Source organism: Pseudomonas sp. MMS21 TM103 (assembly GCF_022132145.1).
Taxonomy (GTDB): Bacteria; Pseudomonadota; Gammaproteobacteria; order Pseudomonadales; family Pseudomonadaceae; genus Aquipseudomonas.
On the sequence record NZ_JAJISP010000003.1, the window covers coordinates 470,484 to 490,894 of the forward strand.

The 20,411-nt window shown below is 60.8% G+C and carries 17 protein-coding genes and 2 tRNA genes; 9 read left to right on the forward strand and 10 right to left on the reverse strand.

Annotated elements, in window-relative coordinates:
- Positions 1–18 precede the first annotated feature (18 nt).
- The 5 genes from murI to hemA all read right to left on the reverse strand — a co-directional run bounded on the left by murI (position 19) and on the right by hemA (position 4,842).
- Positions 19–807 (reverse strand): glutamate racemase, encoded by a 789-nt coding sequence (gene murI, locus LJY18_RS13270; protein ID WP_238042282.1) that lies wholly within the window; start codon positions 805–807, stop codon positions 19–21.
- Positions 800–1,558, reverse strand: coding sequence for a molybdopterin-synthase adenylyltransferase MoeB (locus LJY18_RS13275; RefSeq protein ID WP_238042329.1), 759 nt, complete (start codon positions 1,556–1,558; stop codon positions 800–802). Before LJY18_RS13275 ends, murI begins: the two co-directional genes overlap by 8 nt.
- 7 nt (positions 1,559–1,565) lie before the next feature.
- A complete protein-coding gene (prmC, locus tag LJY18_RS13280; RefSeq protein ID WP_238042283.1) occupies positions 1,566–2,399 on the reverse strand; it encodes a peptide chain release factor N(5)-glutamine methyltransferase in 834 nt (277 codons plus the stop codon).
- A gap of 83 nt (positions 2,400–2,482) precedes the next feature.
- The gene (gene prfA, locus LJY18_RS13285) at positions 2,483–3,565 is read right to left on the reverse strand and encodes a peptide chain release factor 1 (protein ID WP_238042284.1); all 1,083 of its coding nucleotides are present in this window, start codon (positions 3,563–3,565) and stop codon (positions 2,483–2,485) included.
- Positions 3,562–4,842, reverse strand: a complete 1,281-nt coding sequence (gene hemA, locus LJY18_RS13290) for a glutamyl-tRNA reductase (RefSeq protein WP_238042285.1) — start codon at positions 4,840–4,842, stop codon at positions 3,562–3,564. The genes prfA and hemA overlap by 4 nt, the downstream gene beginning before the upstream one ends.
- Before the next feature lie 175 nt (positions 4,843–5,017).
- On the opposite strand from hemA, the gene LJY18_RS13295 reads away from it, so the two are divergent.
- The 9 genes from LJY18_RS13295 to ychF all read left to right on the forward strand — a co-directional run bounded on the left by LJY18_RS13295 (position 5,018) and on the right by ychF (position 11,977).
- A complete protein-coding gene (locus LJY18_RS13295; RefSeq protein WP_238042286.1) occupies positions 5,018–6,748 on the forward strand; it encodes a tetratricopeptide repeat protein in 1,731 nt (576 codons plus the stop codon).
- Positions 6,748–7,365: a lipoprotein insertase outer membrane protein LolB gene (lolB, locus tag LJY18_RS13300; protein ID WP_238042287.1), complete on the forward strand. Its 618-nt coding sequence runs from the start codon at positions 6,748–6,750 to the stop codon at positions 7,363–7,365. Before LJY18_RS13295 ends, lolB begins: the two co-directional genes overlap by 1 nt.
- Positions 7,362–8,237, forward strand: a complete 876-nt coding sequence (gene ispE, locus LJY18_RS13305; RefSeq protein ID WP_238042288.1) for a 4-(cytidine 5'-diphospho)-2-C-methyl-D-erythritol kinase — start codon at positions 7,362–7,364, stop codon at positions 8,235–8,237. Before lolB ends, ispE begins: the two co-directional genes overlap by 4 nt.
- Before the next feature lie 18 nt (positions 8,238–8,255).
- A tRNA-Gln gene (locus LJY18_RS13310) sits at positions 8,256–8,330 on the forward strand.
- A gap of 55 nt (positions 8,331–8,385) precedes the next feature.
- Positions 8,386–8,460: transfer RNA gene (locus LJY18_RS13315), tRNA-Gln, on the forward strand.
- A gap of 46 nt (positions 8,461–8,506) precedes the next feature.
- Positions 8,507–9,448: a ribose-phosphate pyrophosphokinase gene (locus tag LJY18_RS13320; protein WP_238042289.1), complete on the forward strand. Its 942-nt coding sequence runs from the start codon at positions 8,507–8,509 to the stop codon at positions 9,446–9,448.
- Positions 9,449–9,563: 115 nt separating this feature from the next.
- The gene (locus LJY18_RS13325; protein WP_238042290.1) at positions 9,564–10,199 is read left to right on the forward strand and encodes a 50S ribosomal protein L25/general stress protein Ctc; all 636 of its coding nucleotides are present in this window, start codon (positions 9,564–9,566) and stop codon (positions 10,197–10,199) included.
- A gap of 69 nt (positions 10,200–10,268) precedes the next feature.
- Positions 10,269–10,859: an aminoacyl-tRNA hydrolase gene (pth, locus tag LJY18_RS13330; protein ID WP_238042291.1), complete on the forward strand. Its 591-nt coding sequence runs from the start codon at positions 10,269–10,271 to the stop codon at positions 10,857–10,859.
- A gap of 20 nt (positions 10,860–10,879) precedes the next feature.
- On the forward strand, positions 10,880–11,977 hold the full coding sequence (gene ychF, locus LJY18_RS13335) for a redox-regulated ATPase YchF (protein WP_238042292.1): 1,098 nt from the start codon (positions 10,880–10,882) through the stop codon (positions 11,975–11,977).
- Between the two features lie 323 nt (positions 11,978–12,300).
- On the opposite strand, the gene LJY18_RS13340 is transcribed toward ychF, so the two are convergent.
- From LJY18_RS13340 to LJY18_RS13360, 5 genes are all read right to left on the reverse strand, one after another.
- The gene (locus LJY18_RS13340; protein WP_238042293.1) at positions 12,301–13,089 is read right to left on the reverse strand and encodes an efflux RND transporter periplasmic adaptor subunit; all 789 of its coding nucleotides are present in this window, start codon (positions 13,087–13,089) and stop codon (positions 12,301–12,303) included.
- Between the two features lie 101 nt (positions 13,090–13,190).
- A complete protein-coding gene (locus tag LJY18_RS13345) occupies positions 13,191–15,203 on the reverse strand; it encodes a preprotein translocase subunit SecA (protein WP_238042294.1) in 2,013 nt (670 codons plus the stop codon).
- A 7-nt stretch (positions 15,204–15,210) separates the two neighbouring features.
- Positions 15,211–17,358 (reverse strand): hypothetical protein, encoded by a 2,148-nt coding sequence (locus LJY18_RS13350; RefSeq protein WP_238042295.1) that lies wholly within the window; start codon positions 17,356–17,358, stop codon positions 15,211–15,213.
- Positions 17,359–17,383: 25 nt separating this feature from the next.
- Positions 17,384–19,297, reverse strand: coding sequence for an efflux RND transporter periplasmic adaptor subunit (locus LJY18_RS13355; RefSeq protein ID WP_238042296.1), 1,914 nt, complete (start codon positions 19,295–19,297; stop codon positions 17,384–17,386).
- 281 nt (positions 19,298–19,578) lie between these two features.
- Entirely contained in the window at positions 19,579–20,394 is an 816-nt protein-coding gene (locus LJY18_RS13360; RefSeq protein WP_238042297.1) for a SapC family protein, read from the reverse strand.
- Between the last annotated feature and the right edge of the window lie 17 nt (positions 20,395–20,411).

Genomic DNA, 20,411 nt, shown 5'->3' on the forward strand with positions numbered 1-20,411 from the left:
GGTGCCGTCCTGGCACACTCACAGCGCCCTCACCTGCGCCATCTCGCCCCATAACCCGGGCAATACCGCCTGCATGCGCAGCGGCTCGGCACTCGACCAGAAGCGCGCAACCTGCGCTGGCCCACAAGCCAACTGCTCGCGTTCGGCGAGCATGCGCTGCAGGTGCCGCGCCACAGCCGCACCGGTGTCGATCAGGCTGACCGACTCGGGCAGCAACTCGCGCAGCAATGGCTTGATAAAGGGGTAATGGGTACAGCCGAGGATCAGCGTGTCGCAGCCCTCGGCCAGCAGTGGCTGCACCCAGCCGCGCAGCATGGCGCGGGTCTGCGCGCCATCCAGCTCACCGGCTTCGATACACTCGACCAGGCCTGGACAAGGCTGGGTAATCACCCGCACATCGCTGGCGAAGCGGTCGAGCAAGGCGGCGAATTTGGCACTTTTCAGGGTACCGGTGGTGGCCAGTACACCCACCACCCCCGAGCGGGTCGCGGCGGCGGCCGGCTTGACCGCGGGCTCCATGCCGACGATCGGCAACTGCGGGTACAGCTCGCGCAATTCGGCAATTCCGGCTGCGGTTGCGGTGTTGCAGGCCAGCACCAGCGCCTTGGCGCCTTGGTTGAGGAGAAACTCGGCCAGCAGCCGGCAGCGCTCGCGGATGAATTCCGGGCTTTTGTCGCCATAAGGCACATGGCCGCTGTCGGCCACATACAGCAGCGACTCCCTGGGCAGCAGTTGACGAATCTCGCGTAGCACCGACAAACCGCCGACGCCGGAATCGAATACGCCGATTGGCGCGTTATTACTCACTGCCAGCCCCGCCGCAGACGCTGCAGGCCGGATCACGCTTGACCCGCAGTTCACGAAAACGCGAGCCCAGCGCATCGATCAGGAGCAAGCGGCCGACCAGCGGCTCACCGAACTGCGCCAGCAGTTTCAGGGCTTCCAGGGCCTGCAAGCTGCCGACCAAGCCCACCAGCGGACCGACCACGCCGGCCTCGCTGCAGGTCAGTTCGGCTTCGCTGCCGTGGCCGTACAGGCAGTGATAACAGGGACTGTCGGCACGCCGGGGGTCGAACACCGAGAGCTGCCCTTCCAGACGAATCGCCGCGCCACTGACCAGTGGCACCTTGGCCGCCACACAGGCGGCGTTGACCGCCAGGCGGGTGGCGAAGTTGTCCGAACAGTCCAGCACCAGATCCACCGCGCCGACCGCCGCCGCCAGCGAGTCGCCGTCCAGCGCCTGTCGATGGCTGTGCAGGCGCAGCTGCGGATTGATCGCCAGCAGGCGCCGCGAGGCCGAGTCGACCTTGCTCTGGCCGACACTCTGGCTGTCATGGACGATCTGCCGCTGCAGGTTGCTCAGGTCGACCGTGTCGAAATCCGCCAGGTGCAATTCGCCAACCCCGGCTGCGGCCAGGTACAGCGCCACCGGCGAGCCCAGCCCACCCAGGCCGACGATCAACGCGCGGCTGTGCTTGAGGCGCAACTGGCCGTCGATATCGATCTGTTGCACCAGGATCTGCCGGCTGTAGCGCAGCAGTTCGTCATCGTTCAGCATGTTCTGCTCACTCATGGTGGTAACGTCCGAGGCTGATACGCTCATGGCCACCCAGGTCACGCCGGCTCTCCACCGCGCTGAAACCACGCGCAACCAGCAGTTCGCGCACCGCGCCGGCCTGGTCGAAGCCGTGTTCCAGCAGCAGCCAGCCGCCGGTTTCGAGATAGGTCGGTGCCTGCTCGATGATCAGGCGAATATCGTCCAGCCCATCGACCCCGGCCACCAGCGCACTGCTCGGTTCGAAGCGCAGATCGCCCTCGCCCAGATGATGATCGTCGGCGGCGATATACGGCGGGTTGCTGACGATCAGCTGATAACGCTGGCCGGCCAGAGCCGCAAACCAGTGACTCTCGCTGAAATGCGCATTGGCCAACTTGAGCCGCGCGCGGTTGCGCTCGGCCAGAGCCACCGCCTCCGCCACCCGATCGACCCCGCTTACCTGCCAGGCCGGCCGTTCACTGGCCAGGGCCAGGGCAATCGCGCCGGTGCCGGTACCCAGATCGAGCACCGCCGCGGGCGTGGCCGAAATCAGCGCCAACGCGCTTTCCACCAACAATTCGGTGTCCGGGCGGGGAATCAGGGTGTGCGCCGCGACGTCCAGCTCCAGAGTCCAGAAGCCCTGACGACCGAGGATATGCGCCACCGGCTCGCCGGCCTGGCGCCGCGCCAGGTCGGCGGCAAAACGCGCGCCCGGTTCGGCGTCGACTTCACGCTCGGGCCAGGTGTGCAGGTAGCTGCGCGACTTGCCCAGGGCGTGGGCGAGCAACAGCTCGGCATCCAGCCGCGGCGTCGGCGAGTCGGGCAGTTCGGCAGTGTTGAGCAGGGCTTCGATGGTGGCCATGACATTCGTCTGGTAGAGAGTCGTAGGGTGGACAAGCGCGCGGCGTTTGCCACCCTAACAAGGTATCGGTTATCCGCCGCAGATCAATCGCCCAACGCGGCCAACTGGTCGGCCTGGTATTCGGCGAGCAGCGGTTCGATCACCGCGTCGACGCCACCGGCCATCACTTCATTGAGCGAATACAGGGTCAGGTTGATGCGGTGGTCGGTGACCCGGCCCTGGGGGAAGTTGTAGGTACGAATCCGCTCGGATCGGTCACCGGAGCCCACCAGCAATTTGCGCGTGTCGGAAATTTCCTTGTGCGCGGCGGCTTCCTGCTGATCCTTCAACTTGGCCGACAACCAGGCCATGGCCCGCGCACGGTTCTTGTGCTGGGAACGCTCTTCCTGACATTCGACCACGGTGCCGGTGGGAATGTGGGTGATGCGGATCGCCGAGTCGGTGGTGTTGACGTGCTGACCACCGGCACCGGATGAGCGGTAGGTGTCGATGCGCAAGTCGGCCGGATTGATGTCGATGGCGGCCTGCTCATCCGGCTCGGGCAACACCGCCACGGTGCACGCCGAGGTGTGGATGCGGCCCTGGGATTCGGTTTCCGGAACCCGCTGGACGCGGTGGGCGCCGGACTCGAACTTGAGCTTGCCGTAGACATTGTCGCCTTCGACCCGGGCAATCACTTCCTTGTAGCCGCCGTGCTCACCTTCGCTGGCCGAAAGAATCTCGACCCGCCAGCCACGCCGCTCGGCATAGCGCGAATACATGCGGAACAGGTCGCCGGAGAAGATCGCCGCCTCGTCGCCGCCGGTCCCGGCGCGCACTTCGAGAAAGACATTGCGGCCGTCGCTGGGGTCTTTCGGCAACAGCATGCGCTGCAGGCTTTCCTCCAGCTCGATCAGCTTTTCTTTAGCCTCGTTGGCTTCTTCCTCGGCCATTTCGCGCATGTCCGGGTCGCTGTCTTTGAGCAGTGCCTGGGCACTCTCCAGGTCGGCCTGCACTTTGCGAAACGCCCGAAACGCGCTATTAACCGGCTCGATCTCGGCATATTCCCGGGAATAAGCGCGGAACTGGTTCTGATTGCCGATCACCTCGGCATCGCCAAGCAGCGCGGTCAGCTCTTCGAAGCGATCCTGCAGCATGTCGAGTTTGTTGATCAGTGACGCTTTCATTGCAAGCCTTTGTTGGACGGCGCGCCCTCATCGAGGGCAAAGAGTTCTTGGGCCACACCGAGCGCATCGACGCGCCCGTCGGCAGAGAGTTTTTTCAGCTGCACGCTGGGCGCATGCAACAGCTTGTTGGTCAGTCCGCGTGCCAGCTGGACCAGCACATCCTCGGGTGCACCGCCGTTACCGAGCAGGCGCAGGGCCTTGGCCAGTTCCTCGTCACGCATGCGCTCGCCTTGCTGGCGATAAGCCTTGAGCACATCCACCGCGGCCAGCTCGCGCAGACGCAGCATGAACGTCTCGGCACCGACGGCAACCAGTTCTTCGGCCGCCTCCGCCGCACCCTGGCGGCTCTTCAGGTTCTCCGCGATCACCTCGTGCAGGTCGTCGACGGTATACAGGTAGACATCGTCGAGCTCGCCGACCTCGGCCTCGATATCCCGCGGCACGGCGATATCGACCATGAAGATCGGCTTGTGCCGGCGCTGCTTCAGCGCACTTTCAACCGCGCCCTTGCCGAGAATCGGCAACTGGCTGGCCGTCGAGCTGATGACGATGTCGCTGTGCACCAGCTCCTGTGGGATGTCCGAGAGCAGCACCGCATGCGCACCGAACTGCTCGGCCAGGCTGCTGGCGCGCTCCAGGGTGCGGTTGGCCACCACGATGCGCTTGACGCCCTGCTCGTGCAGATGCCGCGCCACCAGACTGATGGTCTCGCCTGCACCGATGAGCAGCGCCTGGCTACGGTGCAGGTCGCTGAAGATCTGCTTGGCCAGGCTCACCGCGGCAAACGCCACCGAAACCGGATTCTCGCCGATCGCGGTATCGGTACGTACCGTCTTGGCCGTGCTGAAAGTGGCCTGAAACAAGCGCCCGAGCAAAGGCCCGACGGTACCGGCCTCGCGCGCCACGGCATAGGCGGACTTCATCTGCCCGAGAATCTGCGGTTCGCCCAGCACCATCGAATCCAGCCCCGAGGCCACCCGCATCATATGGCACACCGCAGCATCGTCCTCGAGCACATAGGCGCAGGCACGCAGTTCGTCGAGGCTGAGCTTGTGGTACTCGGCCAGCCAGACCAGCACCCCGTCGACGCTCAGCGCGTCCTGTTCGAGGTACAGCTCGCTGCGGTTGCAGGTCGACAGAATCGCCGCCTCACGGCTGGCCGTGCACCGGCAGAGCTGCTGCAGGGCCTCGACCAACTGCTCCGGGGAAAAAGCCACGCGCTCGCGTACGGCCACCGAAGCGGTTTTATGGTTGATACCGAGGGCAATAAAGGCCATGCAAAGTCGCTGAGAGGGAGATAAGCGCGCAATTGTCCTACTTCGACAGAGTGAGAACAACTACCGCCGAATATTGTCGTATGAGGCACCCATCAGCTATCGAGCTTAGCCCCATGGGCTTGCCCTAAGGCTTGTGTCATGATGACCCGACCGCAGGTAAGTCGCCATTCTCCCTATGAATAGATCATTCGCACTGCTGGCCGCCCTTGCCTTGCTAGGTGGCTGCCAGACATTCACCTCCTCCTCGCCAGACGGCACACCGCCAGTGGAAGAGGCCTCTCCTGTAGCTGAAGCGCCGAAGCCCGAGGCCTATGGTTCGTTCAGCAAGGAAACCCTGTTCGCCTTGCTCACCGCCGAACTGGCCGGGCAACGCAATCGCTTCGATATCGCCATCGGCAACTACGTGCAGCAGGCCCAGGTAACCCAGGACGCCGGCGTGGCCGAGCGCGGCTTCCGGATTGCCGAATACCTCGGCGCCGAGCAAGCGGCGCTGGACACCGCACTGATCTGGGCGAAAAACGCCCCCGACAGCCTCGAAGCCCAGCGCGCCGCCGCCATTCAACTGGCCCGCGCCGGCCGCTATGACGAATCCATGGTCTATATGGAGCAGGTGCTGCAACGCAAAGGCAGTACTCACTTCGACTTCCTCGCCCTGTCCGCCATCGAAACCGATCCGGATACCCGCGCCGGCCTGCTGCAAAGCTTCGATCGCCTGCAGAGCAAATACCCACACAACGGCCAACTGCTATTCGGCAAGGCCTTGCTCCTGCAGCAGGACGAGCGCCCGCAGGAAGCCCTCGAGCTGCTCGAGACACAATCGGCCAACCAGGACGACATCCCTCCACTGCTGCTCCATGCACGGCTGCTGCAAAGCCTCAAGCGTGGCGATGAAGCCCTGCCACTGCTGCAAAAAGGCATCAAGCTGCACCCTGACGACAAGCGCCTGCGCCTGACCTATGCCCGCCTGCTGGTCGAGCAGGACCGCCTGGAAGACGCCAAAGGCGAGTTCGCCTCGCTGCTGCAACAGTTCCCCCAGGACGATGACCTGCGTTTCTCGCTCGCCCTGGTCTGCCTGGAAGCCGAAGCCTGGCGCGAGGCCATCGTCTACCTCGAAGAGCTGGTCGAACGTGACAGCCATGCCGATGCCGCCCACTACAACCTGGCCCGAGCCTATGAGGCCCTTGGCGAAGCGGACAGCGCCCTGATCGAATATTCGCTGGTCGGCCCCGGCAATGACTTTCTCCCGGCCCAAGCGCGCCAGGCGCAACTGCTGTTCGACAACAAGCGCTCGACAGAAGCCTCACAACTTCTGAGCGAGGCCCGTACAGCGCAGCCTGATTATGCGATTCAGCTCTACCTGATCGAAACGGAAGCCCTCGCCAGCCACGACCAGAACGATCAAGCCTGGCAAGTGGCGCAGCAGGCACTGGAGCAATTCCCCGATGACCTTAACCTGCTCTATACCCGCGCCATGCTCGCCGAGAAACGCGACGACCTGAAACTGCTGGAGCAGGATCTGCGGTTTATTCTCGAACGCGAGCCGGACAACAGCATGGCGCTTAACGCACTGGGTTACACCCTGGCCGATCGCACCACGCGCTATGACGAAGCCAAGCAGCTGATCGAACAAGCCCTGCGACTCAACCCGCAAGACCCGGCGATTCTCGACAGCCTCGGCTGGGTCAACTATCGCCTGGGCCACCTCGACGAAGCCGAACGCCTGCTGCGCGAGGCGCTGGCACGCTTCCCCGACCACGAAGTCGCCGCCCACCTCGGCGAAGTGCTGTGGGCCCAGGGCAAGCAGCGTGAAGCGCGCAAAGTCTGGGCCAATGCCCTCAAGCAACAACCTGACAGCATTTTATTGCGCAGCACCCTGCTGCGCCTGACCGGATCAGAGACGTTTTGATGCTTGCTCGCCCGCTCCTAGTATTCGGCTTGATAGCCCTGCTCGCCGGCTGTACCAGCCTGACCTCCCGCGAATCCCTCGAAGGGGAAGGCAGCCCGGCGCTCTGGCAAAGCCATAAACAACAGATCGGCAGACTCGACGCCTGGCAAATCAGCGGCAAGGTCGGTATTCGCGCCCCACAGGATTCCGGCAGCGGCACCCTGTTCTGGCTGCAACGCCAGGACTATTACGACATTCGCCTGTCCGGCCCGCTCGGCAGCGGCGCCGCTCGCCTGACCGGGCGCCCCGGCGACCTGCAGCTGGAAGTCGCCAACCAGGGCCGCTACCAGGCCGCCTCACCCGAACAACTGCTGCAGCAACAGCTGGGCCTCAATCTGCCGGTCTCGCACCTGCTGTGGTGGATTCGCGGCCTGCCAGCGCCCGACAGCAAAAGTCGCCTGACCCTCGACCGCGACAGCCGCCTGGCCCACCTGAGCCAGGACGGCTGGCAGGTCGAGTACTTGCGCTACGCCGAACAGGATGGTTACTGGCTACCCGAGCGCCTCAAGCTGAGCGGTCACGATTTGCAAGTCACCCTGGTGATCAAGGACTGGCAACCGCGCCAGCTCGGCCAATGACCCCGCCGGCAATACCCGCCGCCGCCGAACTGAGGCTGCCGGCACCGGCCAAACTCAACCTGATGCTGCATATCCTCGGCCGCCGCGCCGACGGCTATCACGAGCTGCAGACCCTGTTCCAGTTTCTCGACTTCGGCGACGAGCTGGGTTTTGCCGTGCGTGCAGATGGCGCAATCCGCCTGCACAGCGACATCCCCGGCGTGGCGCACGACAGCAACCTGATCGTACGCGCCGCCCGCACCCTGCAACAGCAGGCGGGCTGCGTGCTGGGTGCCGACATCTGGCTGAGCAAGCACCTCCCCATGGGCGGAGGGATCGGCGGCGGCAGCTCGGATGCGGCGACCACCCTGCTCGGCCTTAACCGCCTCTGGCACCTGCACTGGGACGAAGAGCGCCTGGCGGGCCTGGGCCTGACCCTGGGTGCCGACGTACCGGTTTTCGTCCGCGGCCGTGCCGCCTTCGCCGAAGGTATCGGTGAAAAACTCACCCCGGTGACCCTCGGCGAGCCCTGGTTTCTCGTGGCAATTCCGCAAGTACTTGTCAGTACTGTGAAAGTTTTCTCCGACCCTGAGTTGACACGGGATACGCCGCCCATTAAAGTTCGCAGCCTTCTTGAGGGGGGTGGTCGTAATGACTGCCAGCCAGTCGTCGAGAAGCGTTACCCAGAAGTACGTAACGCGCTGATCTTATTGAATAAATATGTATCGGCAAAATTGACTGGCACTGGAGCTTGTGTGTTTGGGAGCTTCCCAAACAGGGACGATGCTGATAAAGTCGCCCGCCAACTTCCAGCCACTCTGCCAAGTTTTGTGGCACAAGGTCGTAACATCTCGATGTTGCACCGCGAGCTTGAAGTATTGGCAAAGAAGTGAATGCGTAGCATCAGTTACAGGGGCGTCGCCAAGCGGTAAGGCAGCAGGTTTTGATCCTGCCATGCGTTGGTTCGAATCCAGCCGCCCCTGCCATTACTGCCCTAGGGCAGCGATAAACTGACAAGCAGCATTGGGTTACACACGATACAGGGGCGTCGCCAAGCGGTAAGGCAGCAGGTTTTGATCCTGCCATGCGTTGGTTCGAATCCAGCCGCCCCTGCCATTTTCTATACTCATCCAGGTATACCCTCAGCCGGCAGGTACTGCGCGTGTCCAAGATGATGGTCTTTACGGGGAACGCTAACCCCGATCTGGCGCGACGTATCGTACGTCAGCTGCACATCCCCCTCGGCGATGCCTCTGTCGGTAAATTTTCCGACGGCGAAATCATGATTGAAATCAACGAAAACGTTCGCGGTAAAGACGTTTTCCTGATTCAGCCGACGTGCGCGCCAACCAACGACAACCTGATGGAACTGGTAGTGATGGCCGACGCCTTCCGCCGCTCCTCAGCCACCCGAATCACTGCTGTCATCCCCTACTTCGGCTATGCCCGCCAGGATCGCCGACCGCGCTCCGCCCGCGTGGCAATCAGCGCCAAAGTCGTGGCCGACATGCTCACCGTAGTAGGCATCGACCGGGTTCTTACCGTCGACCTGCACGCGGATCAGATTCAGGGCTTCTTCGATATCCCGGTAGATAACATCTACGGCTCGCCAGTACTGGTGGACGATATCGAAGACCAACGCTTCGAAAACATGATGATTGTCTCCCCGGACATCGGTGGCGTGGTGCGTGCACGTGCGGTCGCCAAATCCCTGGGTGTTGACCTGGCGATCATCGACAAGCGTCGCGAGAAAGCCAACCAGTCCGAAGTGATGCACATCATCGGCGACGTGGAAGGCCGTACCTGCATCCTGGTCGATGACATGGTGGATACCGCCGGCACCCTGTGCCACGCGGCCAAAGCGCTGAAAGAACATGGCGCCGCCAAGGTCTTCGCCTACTGCACCCACCCGGTACTCTCGGGGCGTGCGATCGAGAACATTGAAAACTCCGTACTCGACGAGCTGGTGGTGACCAACACCATCCCGCTGTCCGCTGCCGCGCAATCCTGTTCGCGTATTCGCCAACTGGATATTGCCCCGATAGTCGCTGAAGCGGTTCGCCGTATCAGCAATGAAGAATCGATCAGCGCGATGTTCCGCTAACCCGGAAGTCGCCCTGAACGCGAAACGCCCTGCCGTATTGGCCGGGCTTATTACCTAACCGTCCGGTCGCTGGTCGCAAGCGTGAAGGGCGGTTTGGTTATTTTGGAGAAGTGAAATGACCGCTGAATTTGACCTGAATGCTGTAGTGCGTTCCGACCTGGGGAAAGGTGCGAGCCGCCGCCTACGTCGTAACGTTGCCATGGTTCCTGCCGTAATCTACGGTGGCGAAACCGCCCCGCAGTCGATCAGCCTGCTGGCCAAAGAACTGGCCAAGCTGCTGGAAAACGAAGCCTCGTTCAGCCACGTGCTGAACCTGACCGTCGACGGCAAGAAAGAAAACGTACTGATCAAAGCCCTGCAGCGTCACCCGGCCAAAGGCCACGTGATGCACGCCGACTTCATCCGCGTTGTCGCCGGCCAGAAACTGCACGCCCACGTCCCCCTGCACTTCCTCAACCAGGAAACTGCGGTTGGCGTGAAGACCCAAGGCGGCGAAGTTTCCCACACCCTGGCTGAAGTTGAAGTTTCCTGCCTGCCGAAAGACCTGCCGGAATTCATCGAAGTCGACATGGCTGCCGTTGAAATCGGTCAGATCGTTCACCTGTCCGACCTGACCCTGCCGAAAGGCGTGGAACTGATTGCACTGGCTCATGGCAACGACCTGGCAGTGGCTAACATCCACGCTTCGCGCGTAGCCAAAGAAGTAGAAGCGGAAGCAGAAGAAGGCAAAGGCGAAAGCGCTGCCGAGTAACCTGCGCACCACCGGAAAACAGCCCAGGCGCAACAGTGCCTGGGCTGTTTCCACGAAAGGGCTCCTGACATGACTGCCGTACAACTGATCGTCGGCCTGGGTAATCCCGGCCCCGAATACGACCAGACCCGGCATAATGCAGGGGCTCTTTTCGTTGAGCGCCTGGCCAACAGCCAGGGGGTCAAGCTCAGCGCCGATCGCAAATATTTCGGACTGGTGGGCAAATTCAGCCATCAGGGCCGCGACGTTCGCCTGTTGATCCCCACCACCTTCATGAACCGCAGCGGTCAGTCCGTGGCGGCCTTGGCGAATTTCTTCCGCATCCCGCCGGAAGCCATTCTGGTGGCCCACGACGAACTCGACATGCTGCCCGGCGTCGCCAAACTCAAACAGGGTGGCGGGCACGGCGGCCATAACGGACTGCGCGACATCATCGCCCAGCTCGGCAACCAGAATAACTTTCACCGCCTGCGGCTTGGCATCGGCCACCCGGGGCACAGCAGCATGGTGTCCAACTTCGTCCTCAGCCGCGCCCCGCGCAGCGAGCAGGAACTGCTCGACACCAGCATCGATTTCGCTCTCGGCGTACTGCCGGAAATGCTTGCCGGTGATTGGAGCAAAGCGATGCACAAGCTGCACAGTCAGAAAGCCACCTCTTAACTCTCCGCGAGGGACACACCATGGGATTCAACTGCGGCATCGTCGGCCTGCCCAACGTCGGCAAGTCCACCCTGTTCAATGCCCTGACCAAAGCCGGTATCAGCGCGGAGAACTTCCCCTTCTGCACCATCGAGCCGAACACCGGCATCGTGCCGATGCCCGATGCCCGCCTGGAAGCCCTGGCCGCCATCGTCAAGCCCGAACGCGTGTTACCAACCACCATGGAGTTCGTCGACATCGCCGGCCTGGTGGCCGGCGCCTCCAAGGGTGAAGGCCTGGGCAACAAATTCCTGGCCAACATCCGCGAGACCGACGCCATCGCCCACGTGGTGCGCTGCTTCCAGGACGAGAATGTCATCCACGTCTCGAACAGCGTTGACCCCAAGCGCGATATCGAGATCATCGACCTGGAACTGATCTTCGCCGACCTCGACAGCCTCGAGAAGCAGCTGCAGAAGGTCACCCGCAACGCCAAGGGCGGCGACAAGGAGGCGGTGGCGCAAAAGGCCCTGATGGAAAAGCTAATACCGCACTTCAGCGAAGGCAAGCCGGCGCGCACCCTGCTCAAGACCCTGAGCGACGACGACAAGCAGCTGATCAAGAGCTTTCACCTGCTGACAGTCAAACCGGTCATGTACATCGCCAACGTCGCTGAAGACGGCTTCGAGAACAACCCCCTGCTCGACGTGGTGCGTGCCATCGCCGACGCCGAGGGCGCCATCGTGGTGCCGATCTGCAACAAACTGGAAGCAGAGATTGGCGAACTGGAAGACGACGAGAAAGCCGAGTTCCTCGCCGACCTGGGCATGGAAGAGCCGGGCCTGAACCGCGTAATCCGCGCCGGCTACGAGCTGCTCAACCTGCAGACCTACTTCACCGCCGGCGTGAAGGAAGTCCGCGCCTGGACCGTACGCGTCGGCGCTACCGCCCCCCAGGCCGCCGCGGTGATCCACACCGACTTCGAAAAAGGCTTTATCCGCGCCGAAGTCATCGCCTACGACGACTTCATCCAGTTCAAGGGTGAAGCCGGCGCCAAGGAAGCGGGCAAATGGCGCCTGGAAGGCAAGGAATACATCGTCAAGGACGGCGACGTCATGCACTTCCGCTTCAACGTCTAAGCGCGACGCCGGATTCCGGCAGAACCTGACAGACAAAAGTACCCCGCAAAGCCGCACGCTTGCGGGGTACTTTTCTTTCATGACGGCTTGATGCCTTGTGAGCCGGGAATAGCCCAGAAGCCCCGTCCATCAGTCAGCACCCGCGCCATGCCATAGTGCCTAGGATCGCGTCCGCTGAGGGTGAGGCTTGGCGCCATCGCATCAGACTACCCATAGGCCAGACCATCGATCATGCATCCTGGCTGTTGGCGTCCAGGCAGAGGAGTGCTGACTGGAGGATCGAGGCTACGTTCGGCGAAACGATTCATCGAGACAGGGCAGGATCAGGGCGACGTCGACTGCACCGTCCGCTCATTCATTTGCGGGTTGGCTTCCACCACTTGAAGCGCGGGAAAAGCCACTTGGCAACGAACGCCACCAGGTATCAAACCGTTCTGGTTTATTATTTCCAATCGTACGCCGAACATGCCGCTGGCCGCGTCAAACACGCTATCAACAATGGTGACCGAGGCCGCGTGACTCCCCAAACCTCCCTCGGGCGTGACGGTCCCAGTCATACCGACTTGTAACTTCCCATACGCTTCGAGAGGTAAAGCCACTTCGACAAGTAGCGGATCAATTTGCGCGAGTTTCAGAATAGGTCGGGGGCCCGTCCCTGACTCGGCAAGGTCGCCTGGATTAAGCATCCGGTCGACCACTACTCCAGTAAGGGGGCTGCGCAAGGTGCGTTGATTCAATAAATCCACGGCATGCAGATAATCATATTTGGCAAGCTCCTGGTTCTCCAGCGCATCATGCAGCTCGGCTGCGGCTATGCGGACTTCCGCATCAGCCTCATCCGCTATCTGGGCAGAAATCATTTTCTTCTGCAGCAGCACCTGGATGCGGCTGAGATTCTTCTTTGCAAGCTCCAGGCGGCTCTTCGATGACTGAATGCGTCCATTCATCTGCGCGCGGTACTTGGCTATTTTGACGGCCGACTTCTCGACGCTAGACTCAAGCACTACCAGCGTTTGTCCTTCCTCGACTCGATCGCCGCGCCTCACCAATATCTTATCGAGCAAGCCGTCCGTTGGACTGCGTAATTCGACCGTTTGGTAGGGACTGATCAAGCACTCAAACACCCCCTCCGATGCAGCAACAGGCGCACCGCTCGCCATAACCGCAAACAGGCAACTGCCGGCGTGTGCTGAAATGACTTTCCGATCTAGCCTCACTCTCCTCTCCCCGAAAAAGCCAACACTTGATGTAAACGCCGATCAAGTTTCATTGTTTCGCTCCTTACCCGTTCACCCTTATTCTCAGCGGAAAATTGCGCTAGCGCCTTCAGCAACCAGTGGATTGGCGCCGGTAGCTTTCCCCCACGTTCGATAAGCTTGCAAATCAAGCGGGTCGCGCCAGGCGCATAGGCCGTAAAAATCTCATCCTCCAACGAAACGATGACCTGGCAACTGCCAGGATCGCCCTGCCGCGCGCAGCGCCCAAACAGCTGGCGGTCAATCCTGCGGGACTCATGGTATTCGGTGAGAATGACGTGCAGGCCACCCTTCTCGGCGACACCGGGGCCAAGCTCAATATCGGTTCCGCGCCCGGCGATGTTTGTCGCCACGGTAACCCGGCCAAGAAGCCCCGTCTGGGCGACCACTTCAGCCTCGTCAGCATCCTGCTTGGCGTTCAACAATGCGTGCGCGATCCCGCGCTGGGTGAGTACGGCACTTATGTCTTCGGAAGCTTTCACCGAGCGCGTTCCGATCAGCACCGGCCGCCCTTGCAAGACTGCAAGCTGTTGCACCGCATCCGCGACGGCATCCCATTTCTGCGTAGCCGTTGCACACACGCAGGCGCATTTGAAGTGGCGCTTCGAGGGTTTGTTCAGTGGCACCCTGGTACTGGAAAGCCAGTAAGTGGCCTTGATCTCCCGGGCCACCTCACTGGCGGTTCCCGTCATGCCCGACAGGCGGATATAGCGACGAAACAGCCGTTGATAGGTCAAGCGCGCAAGGGTTTCGCGCCCCTCGGTGAGTTCACAACCCTCCTTGATCTCGATCAGCTGATGCAGCCCTCGCTCCCAGGAGCGATCAGGCATCACCCGGCCCGTAGACTCATCGACGATCTGTACCTTGTTGTCAGACACCACGTAGTGGCAATCACGCTGGTATAGCAGTTCTGCACACAGCGCTCGGGTCACCAGCTCCTCGCGCGCGCGGACGGAGCTCCATACGCCCCCAGCGCCCACACAGGCCGCAATTCTTCCCCTTCCCGCCTCGGTCAGCACCGCCTGCCGTTCACTAATATTCAGGACAAAGTCTTCCATTACGGTCAGCCTGCGAGCGAGGTCAAGGGCGAGCCCATAGTCGTTCAGTTCCTGGCGCTGACTGACGGGTGACGACAGTATCAAGGGGGTGCAGGCCTCATCGATGAACACGCTGTCGGCCTCATCGACAATGGCAAAATAGAGCCCGCGCAAGACCAGCTGCTCGTCACGGCTACCGGCACCATTCAGTGCCTCCAGGGCCAGGTGCAAGCGACTGCTTCTGCGCGAGAGCGTCACCCCATCGCGCAAATAGTCGAAAGCCAGCGCCTTGTTGGTGCAATAGGTGATGGCTTGCGCATAGGCCTCACGCTTGGCCTTCCTGGGCATCCCCTGCACCACGGTGCCGACGCTCAGCCCTAGAAACCGATAGAGCGGCATCATCAATTCCGCATCGCGCCGAGCCAGGTAATCGTTCACCGTGATGACATGCACCGGGTAGCCCGCCAGCGCCACCACACACGCCGGTAGCGTGGCCGCAAAGGTCTTGCCTTCCCCGGTGGCCATTTCGACCAACTTGCCGTCGAGCAACGCCCAGCCAGCCATCAGTTGCGCCGCATAGTGTCGACGGCCCAGGGTGCGCGAGGCCGCTTCACGCACCAGGGCAAAGCACTCCCCGACCAGGGGTGGGGTAAAGCCAGCGCGGCGAAGTCGTTCCCGCATCTGCTGTGCATGTAGTTGCAGCGCCTCGTCCGTGAACGCCCTGAAGCCTTGGTCATGCGCGTCGGTCAGCACAACAATCTTGCGTAACCACGTGCTGGAATGACGCAGCCGGTCGCTGACCGGGGCGATTAGCGTGGCGAAGAGGAAATCTGCGACCCGGTCATGCCACCTGGGCTGAGCTTCTGCCCGCTCTGGATAGGGACGCGCGGCGGATAACTCGACAGTACCCGCCAGGATGTCGGCTCTGCTCATTGCCTGCCTATATGTTGAAGTGCGAGAGGAACATCAAGCGGATGCCGCGATACCATTGCATGGCCAAGGGCTCCTTCTCATGGCTGAAGCGAACGTAGACGCGCTCGCCCCAGAATACTCGTTCGGGGTTCTGCAGAAGCTCGACATCGAGCTGGAACATGCGATGCAGGGTTTTGGCACTCGTCTGGTCCCGCGGGTCGATAAAGATCTTCCCGCCCCCCTCCGTCGAGAGGGCTCGGCTCGGCAGCGTATCGGTGCCGGCTGGGGCAAGGCGCACGATTCGGCCCTCGGAAGCCAGTTCGGCCCGGTGCACGTGACGCACAGCAACGTGATTAGTCGCCAACCGCACCCGGTCCACTGCACTCTGATCCACGACTACCCGGACCAGCAGTCGCCCCTTCTCGACGACGTAGCCGAGCAGTTCGCCCTTTTGATAAAAACGGCCGGGAATATTTTCCGACTGCGGCAGGATAAACACGCCATCGGTGCCAGCCCGAACGAGCAATCCATCAAGCCGCTCACGCGATCTGGCCAGTGCAGCCCCCTCTGCCTCGAGTTGCTCTCGAATGACATTGGCCTTGGACTTATCCGCGACGAACTGTGCGCCGTACTCGGCTTGCAACTCGGACACCCGGGCTTCGCTCAATCTGACCTGGGCATCCAACTCAGGATCATACGACCTAGCCAGGACCTGCCCCTTGACCACACGCGTGCCCGGCTTAACCAATATCTCGCCGATGAATCCATTGACGCCTGAGCGCACCATGGCCTCATCGGCAAACCAGATCACCCCCTCGGCATCCGAACGAAACGGCATCGGCACGAAGAACACAAAGGCCACGAAGGCCACCAGCACGCCCAGGGTAATCGAAACGGCGCGGGTCCTTTTCACACTCAATGCGGGGCTATCAAAGAGGTACTTCACAGCCTTACCCAAGGGCATCACGATCATCGTGATTACCGCCCAGATCGCCAGCACCACGCCAACCACCAGGTAATGGCTTGCTACGAACAGGGCAATAGCGAGTGTTACAAAAACGCGGTATATCGTTGAGGCCGGCCCATAAAACAGAAACCAGGTTTTCTCGCCTGCTGTGGCATGCGGCGGCTCAGCGTCCGATACTCCATAAACATAGCGCCGCAGCAAGTACTCCCAGTAACGCAGAGAGCGGGCGGCCAAGTTGGGCATTTCAATCAGGTCGGTGAGGATGTAATAGGCGTCGTAGCGCAACAGTGGGTTGCCATTGAACAGGAGCGTGGTGATCCCAGCGATCATCATCACGTTGAACAACACCGCGCGCAAGACTCCGGGCTCGATCAGCAGCCACCCATAGAAGGCTATTGCGGCGACAAACAACTCGGCCAACATACCGGCCGCGCCGACCATGGCCCGCTGATACTTGGACCTGAATGCCGTCGCCGCAGAGGCATCAACATATGGCACAGGCATCAGCACCAACAGCATCAGCCCAATATCATGCACCTCGCCACCACCGGCCTTAGTGGCCGAGGCATGGCCGAGTTCGTGCATTGCCTTGATCACTGGAAAAACCAGCCACATCAATAACAGGTTGTCGACGGCCAGCACGCGATCAGAAAAGTTGTTGGACAGCGCCTGCCAGTTCGGCGGAACCATAGCCAGTGCCGGCACGACCACCAGCAGCCAAAGTAACCCGCTCCAACGCCCCCAAAGCAAGCCGATCAGTTTGGGGAAGCGGTCAAGGAAGGTGTCTGGGTCCCACAACGGAATACGCACAGACATGGGATTCATATAAGTACGTCTACGCTGCACTTTTTGCTCACGCGCACCACGATCGAATACCTCACTGGCATCCGGCGTCACGTCGCTTTGCAACAGGTCGGCGGTATGCAACTGACCGAGCAGGCTGATGATTTCATCCTGGGTTGGCGCCTCGTCCCCCAGGCGCTTGTTGGCCAGTTCCCACAGGTTTTCCACGGTGCGCTTGCCGTCCATTGACGCAATCAGCAACCGTGCCGCCGGTGTAAAGCGATGCACGCGGTTGGAAATTGGATCCTGCAACAGGTACCAGACCTGATTGCGGTAGCGATGTCGATACAGCCGCGCGTGCGAGCGCAGCCGTGGTTTGAGCGCCGCAACGCGATACCAGGCGCTACTCAGGAGTGGCGCACTCACCCTTGCCTACCCCTGGTGCGGATCATCATGGCATCCACTTCCAGGACCATAGACGGAACCAATCGACCAGGCTGTGGGTAAAGATCCAGATCAGCTTGCGCTCGCCGACCGACACCTTGCCAACGCCTTCCATACCGGGCCGCAATCGATCGGCAGGTCCTTCGATCTGGGCCTCGACCCGAAAGTAGTTCGTGCCGTCTTCCGAAGTCGATACCGGCGTCACCTGCTTCACAGCAAAGTGCATGACGTTGTAGGGGATCCCGGACAGGGCCAGGCTGCCCGCCTGACCGACTTCAATTTGCGAGATGTCGCGCTCGTCCACATTGAGAATCACCCGATAGGTATCAAGCGGGGCAATTTCAAACAACACCCGCCCCTGCTCCACCGGCGAGCCCAGCAGTTGTCTCAGGTCGCCGGAGACGACAATCCCATCGAAGGGTGCCGTCAGCGTTGCGCGCGCGAGCTTCTCCTCGGCCAGTGACAGCTGCGCCTGAGCCTGGTTTATCTGTGCCTGGGCGATGGTCATGGCCGTTCGATCCTGCTGCGCCAGGGCCTGCCTGAACCTGCGCTCCGACTGTGCGCGCTCGGATGCCCAACGAACCTGGTCCAGCTTCAGGTCGCGGTCATCCAGTCGAGAGAGCACCTGGCCCTTCTTGACAGTATCGCCGGCGCGAACCTGCCCCTCTGCAATGTAGCCGTCAAACGGCGCTGCCACAGCGCGCTGTAATGCCCCTTCGACCACCGCCTTGGAGGACACCCGGTAATCCGTTTGATACAGGCTGAAAAAGACGATGATCAGCACGACGACCAAGGCAATCAGCTTGACGCCAGAATGACGCGGCCCGAAGAGTGCTTGTGCACCTCTGGAAAATCCCTCCCGCAAACGCTGAAAGGCGCTTCGCTCGTTCTGTAACTTGAGCCAGAGAATCGGCCCGAGCAACAGTCCGGTCGTTTCACACAGGCTGACTTCTTCGGCGGAAAAGCACACACCATGAGTCCGCTCCAGGGTAATGACGCCGACCACTTCGCCGCCGTCGATCAGCGGCACAGAACAGACCGCCACATCCCTCAGCTCCGTCGCCAATTCGGCATGTGCCAACAGCCCTAGTGCCTCCTCATCCGCTACCGGGTAGACAATCACCGCGTCAAGATCCAGCACTTCGTCCATGGCATCGCTGATATGCCGTACCAGATTGGCCTTGCGGTCGAATTTGGCCGTGTCGGATATCGCCTTGACTTCGATGCATCCCGATTTCTCACACCCAAGGCTGACCCGGTCGCATTCCAAGCGCGCCGCCAGTTCATTCACCACGGCGAGCGCAGAGGCACCGAACTGGTATTCCTGGACAGCCGTCGCCACAAGGTCAGAGGCAATCGAAAGCCGCTCCAGGCGTGCGGCATAGATATCCAGCTCCTGTTGCCGGAACTGATCGATCAACCAAGCGCTACCCCAGTGCATCAAGCGCAGGGCACGCTGTAGTTCTTGCTCTGAGGGGTTTTCAATATCCAGAATCACCGCACCATGCAGCGCCCCTGATACTTCAATCGGATAACCGACAAAAGCTGATTTCGGGACTCCACCTTCACGGCCTTTACCACGTCGCTCAATCGCAACTTTCTCAATAACGCCTCGCCGCTCCTTAAAGACCTGATCGACGATGCCTCGTTTCTCTTTGAGTGCCTTCTCGGCAGTAGAGCCTAGATATTGCATATTGCGTGAGACATCAGGCCATACGGCTGCTGCACTATAGGCACCATCATGATCTGGCCCCAGGACAAGCAGTGCCCCACTAACCCGTTCGATCTGAGGACACAGGATGGCCAGCCAGCTCATCCAGAATTCACTGGCATCCTTGGGCGAAACAAAGCACGCCCAAGCGGCTAACTCTGCCTGTGTGTGCGTATCGCTCAGTTGAGAGTGAATCGATGCACTGCTCAATAAGACGTCCCTTATCTTCTTAAATACGAGCCACTACATACATAGACGCTCGACAACTTAAGTCATTCCGGGTTACCTCTGAAACCACCCCCAGTTCGGTGGAACTTCTCCCGGTATGACTTTGCTGTCAAACGTAATACTGCCAATCAGAACACGGCGTTATACCTGTGCCAAGAAATACCCCCTCATGACTCCAGAGTAACCTTAGCCTGATAAAGCCGCACCCACCCACCTGCGCGCAGCGCACCCTTGCCCAGGAGCAAGGGCGGGCAATACTGCGATTAACCTTTGCGTTTAGCCCCTTTGCCATCTGTTGCCTTGGTCTCGGCCTCGACCGCCTCGCCTCCTGGCTTGTCAGCATCGCCCTTGCCACCATGAATCAGAACCAAGCGGTCTTTAACAGCATTGAAGTTGTGCATGGACTGCAAGTGCAGGTAAGTCAACTCCAACTGGTCGGTCTTGGCCAGCTCGGACAACACCTCTCCAGGCAGCTCATTGAGCTTCTTGCGATTGACCACCATGAAGCCGTTGAGCGACATCTTCTCGCCGGAGCCTAGGGTGAATTGCGCCTCCATGGGTTCGAGCAATTCGAGCTCGATCAGCTTTTTGCAAAACTGCTGGGTCAGCAGATGCTGACCACGGTAGTCCTGCAGGAACTTGAGCACGCCATCGACATAGGGCGTAGCTTTACCGTCCTCGTTAAACAACGGCTGCCCACGTCCCTCGCTGTTCAGACCTGGGAATTTTTCGTCGATGCACAAGGTGAAGGTCTTTTCATCTGCACTGCTTGAGAACACGAACGGATAACGGCGAACAAAAGCGGGGATGTATTTCGCCTGCCAGGCACCGTCCTTCGACAAGAACAGATTTTCATTACCGCGCACCCCCAGAATCACGACCGGGGTCACTGTATCGGCACTCCCTGCAAATACGATTGCGTAATCCGATGCCGCCAGCGGAAACTCAACCGCCATCAATGGCAACGAGTTCAAATTGCGGACAAATGAATAATCGCTCCCCACATCCACCGAGCACTGAGCATGTCGCCCACTGTTGACTGGAACGGCTGTTTCGTAGATCAGTTGTTGAGTGGTCATCAAACATCATCCTTTAA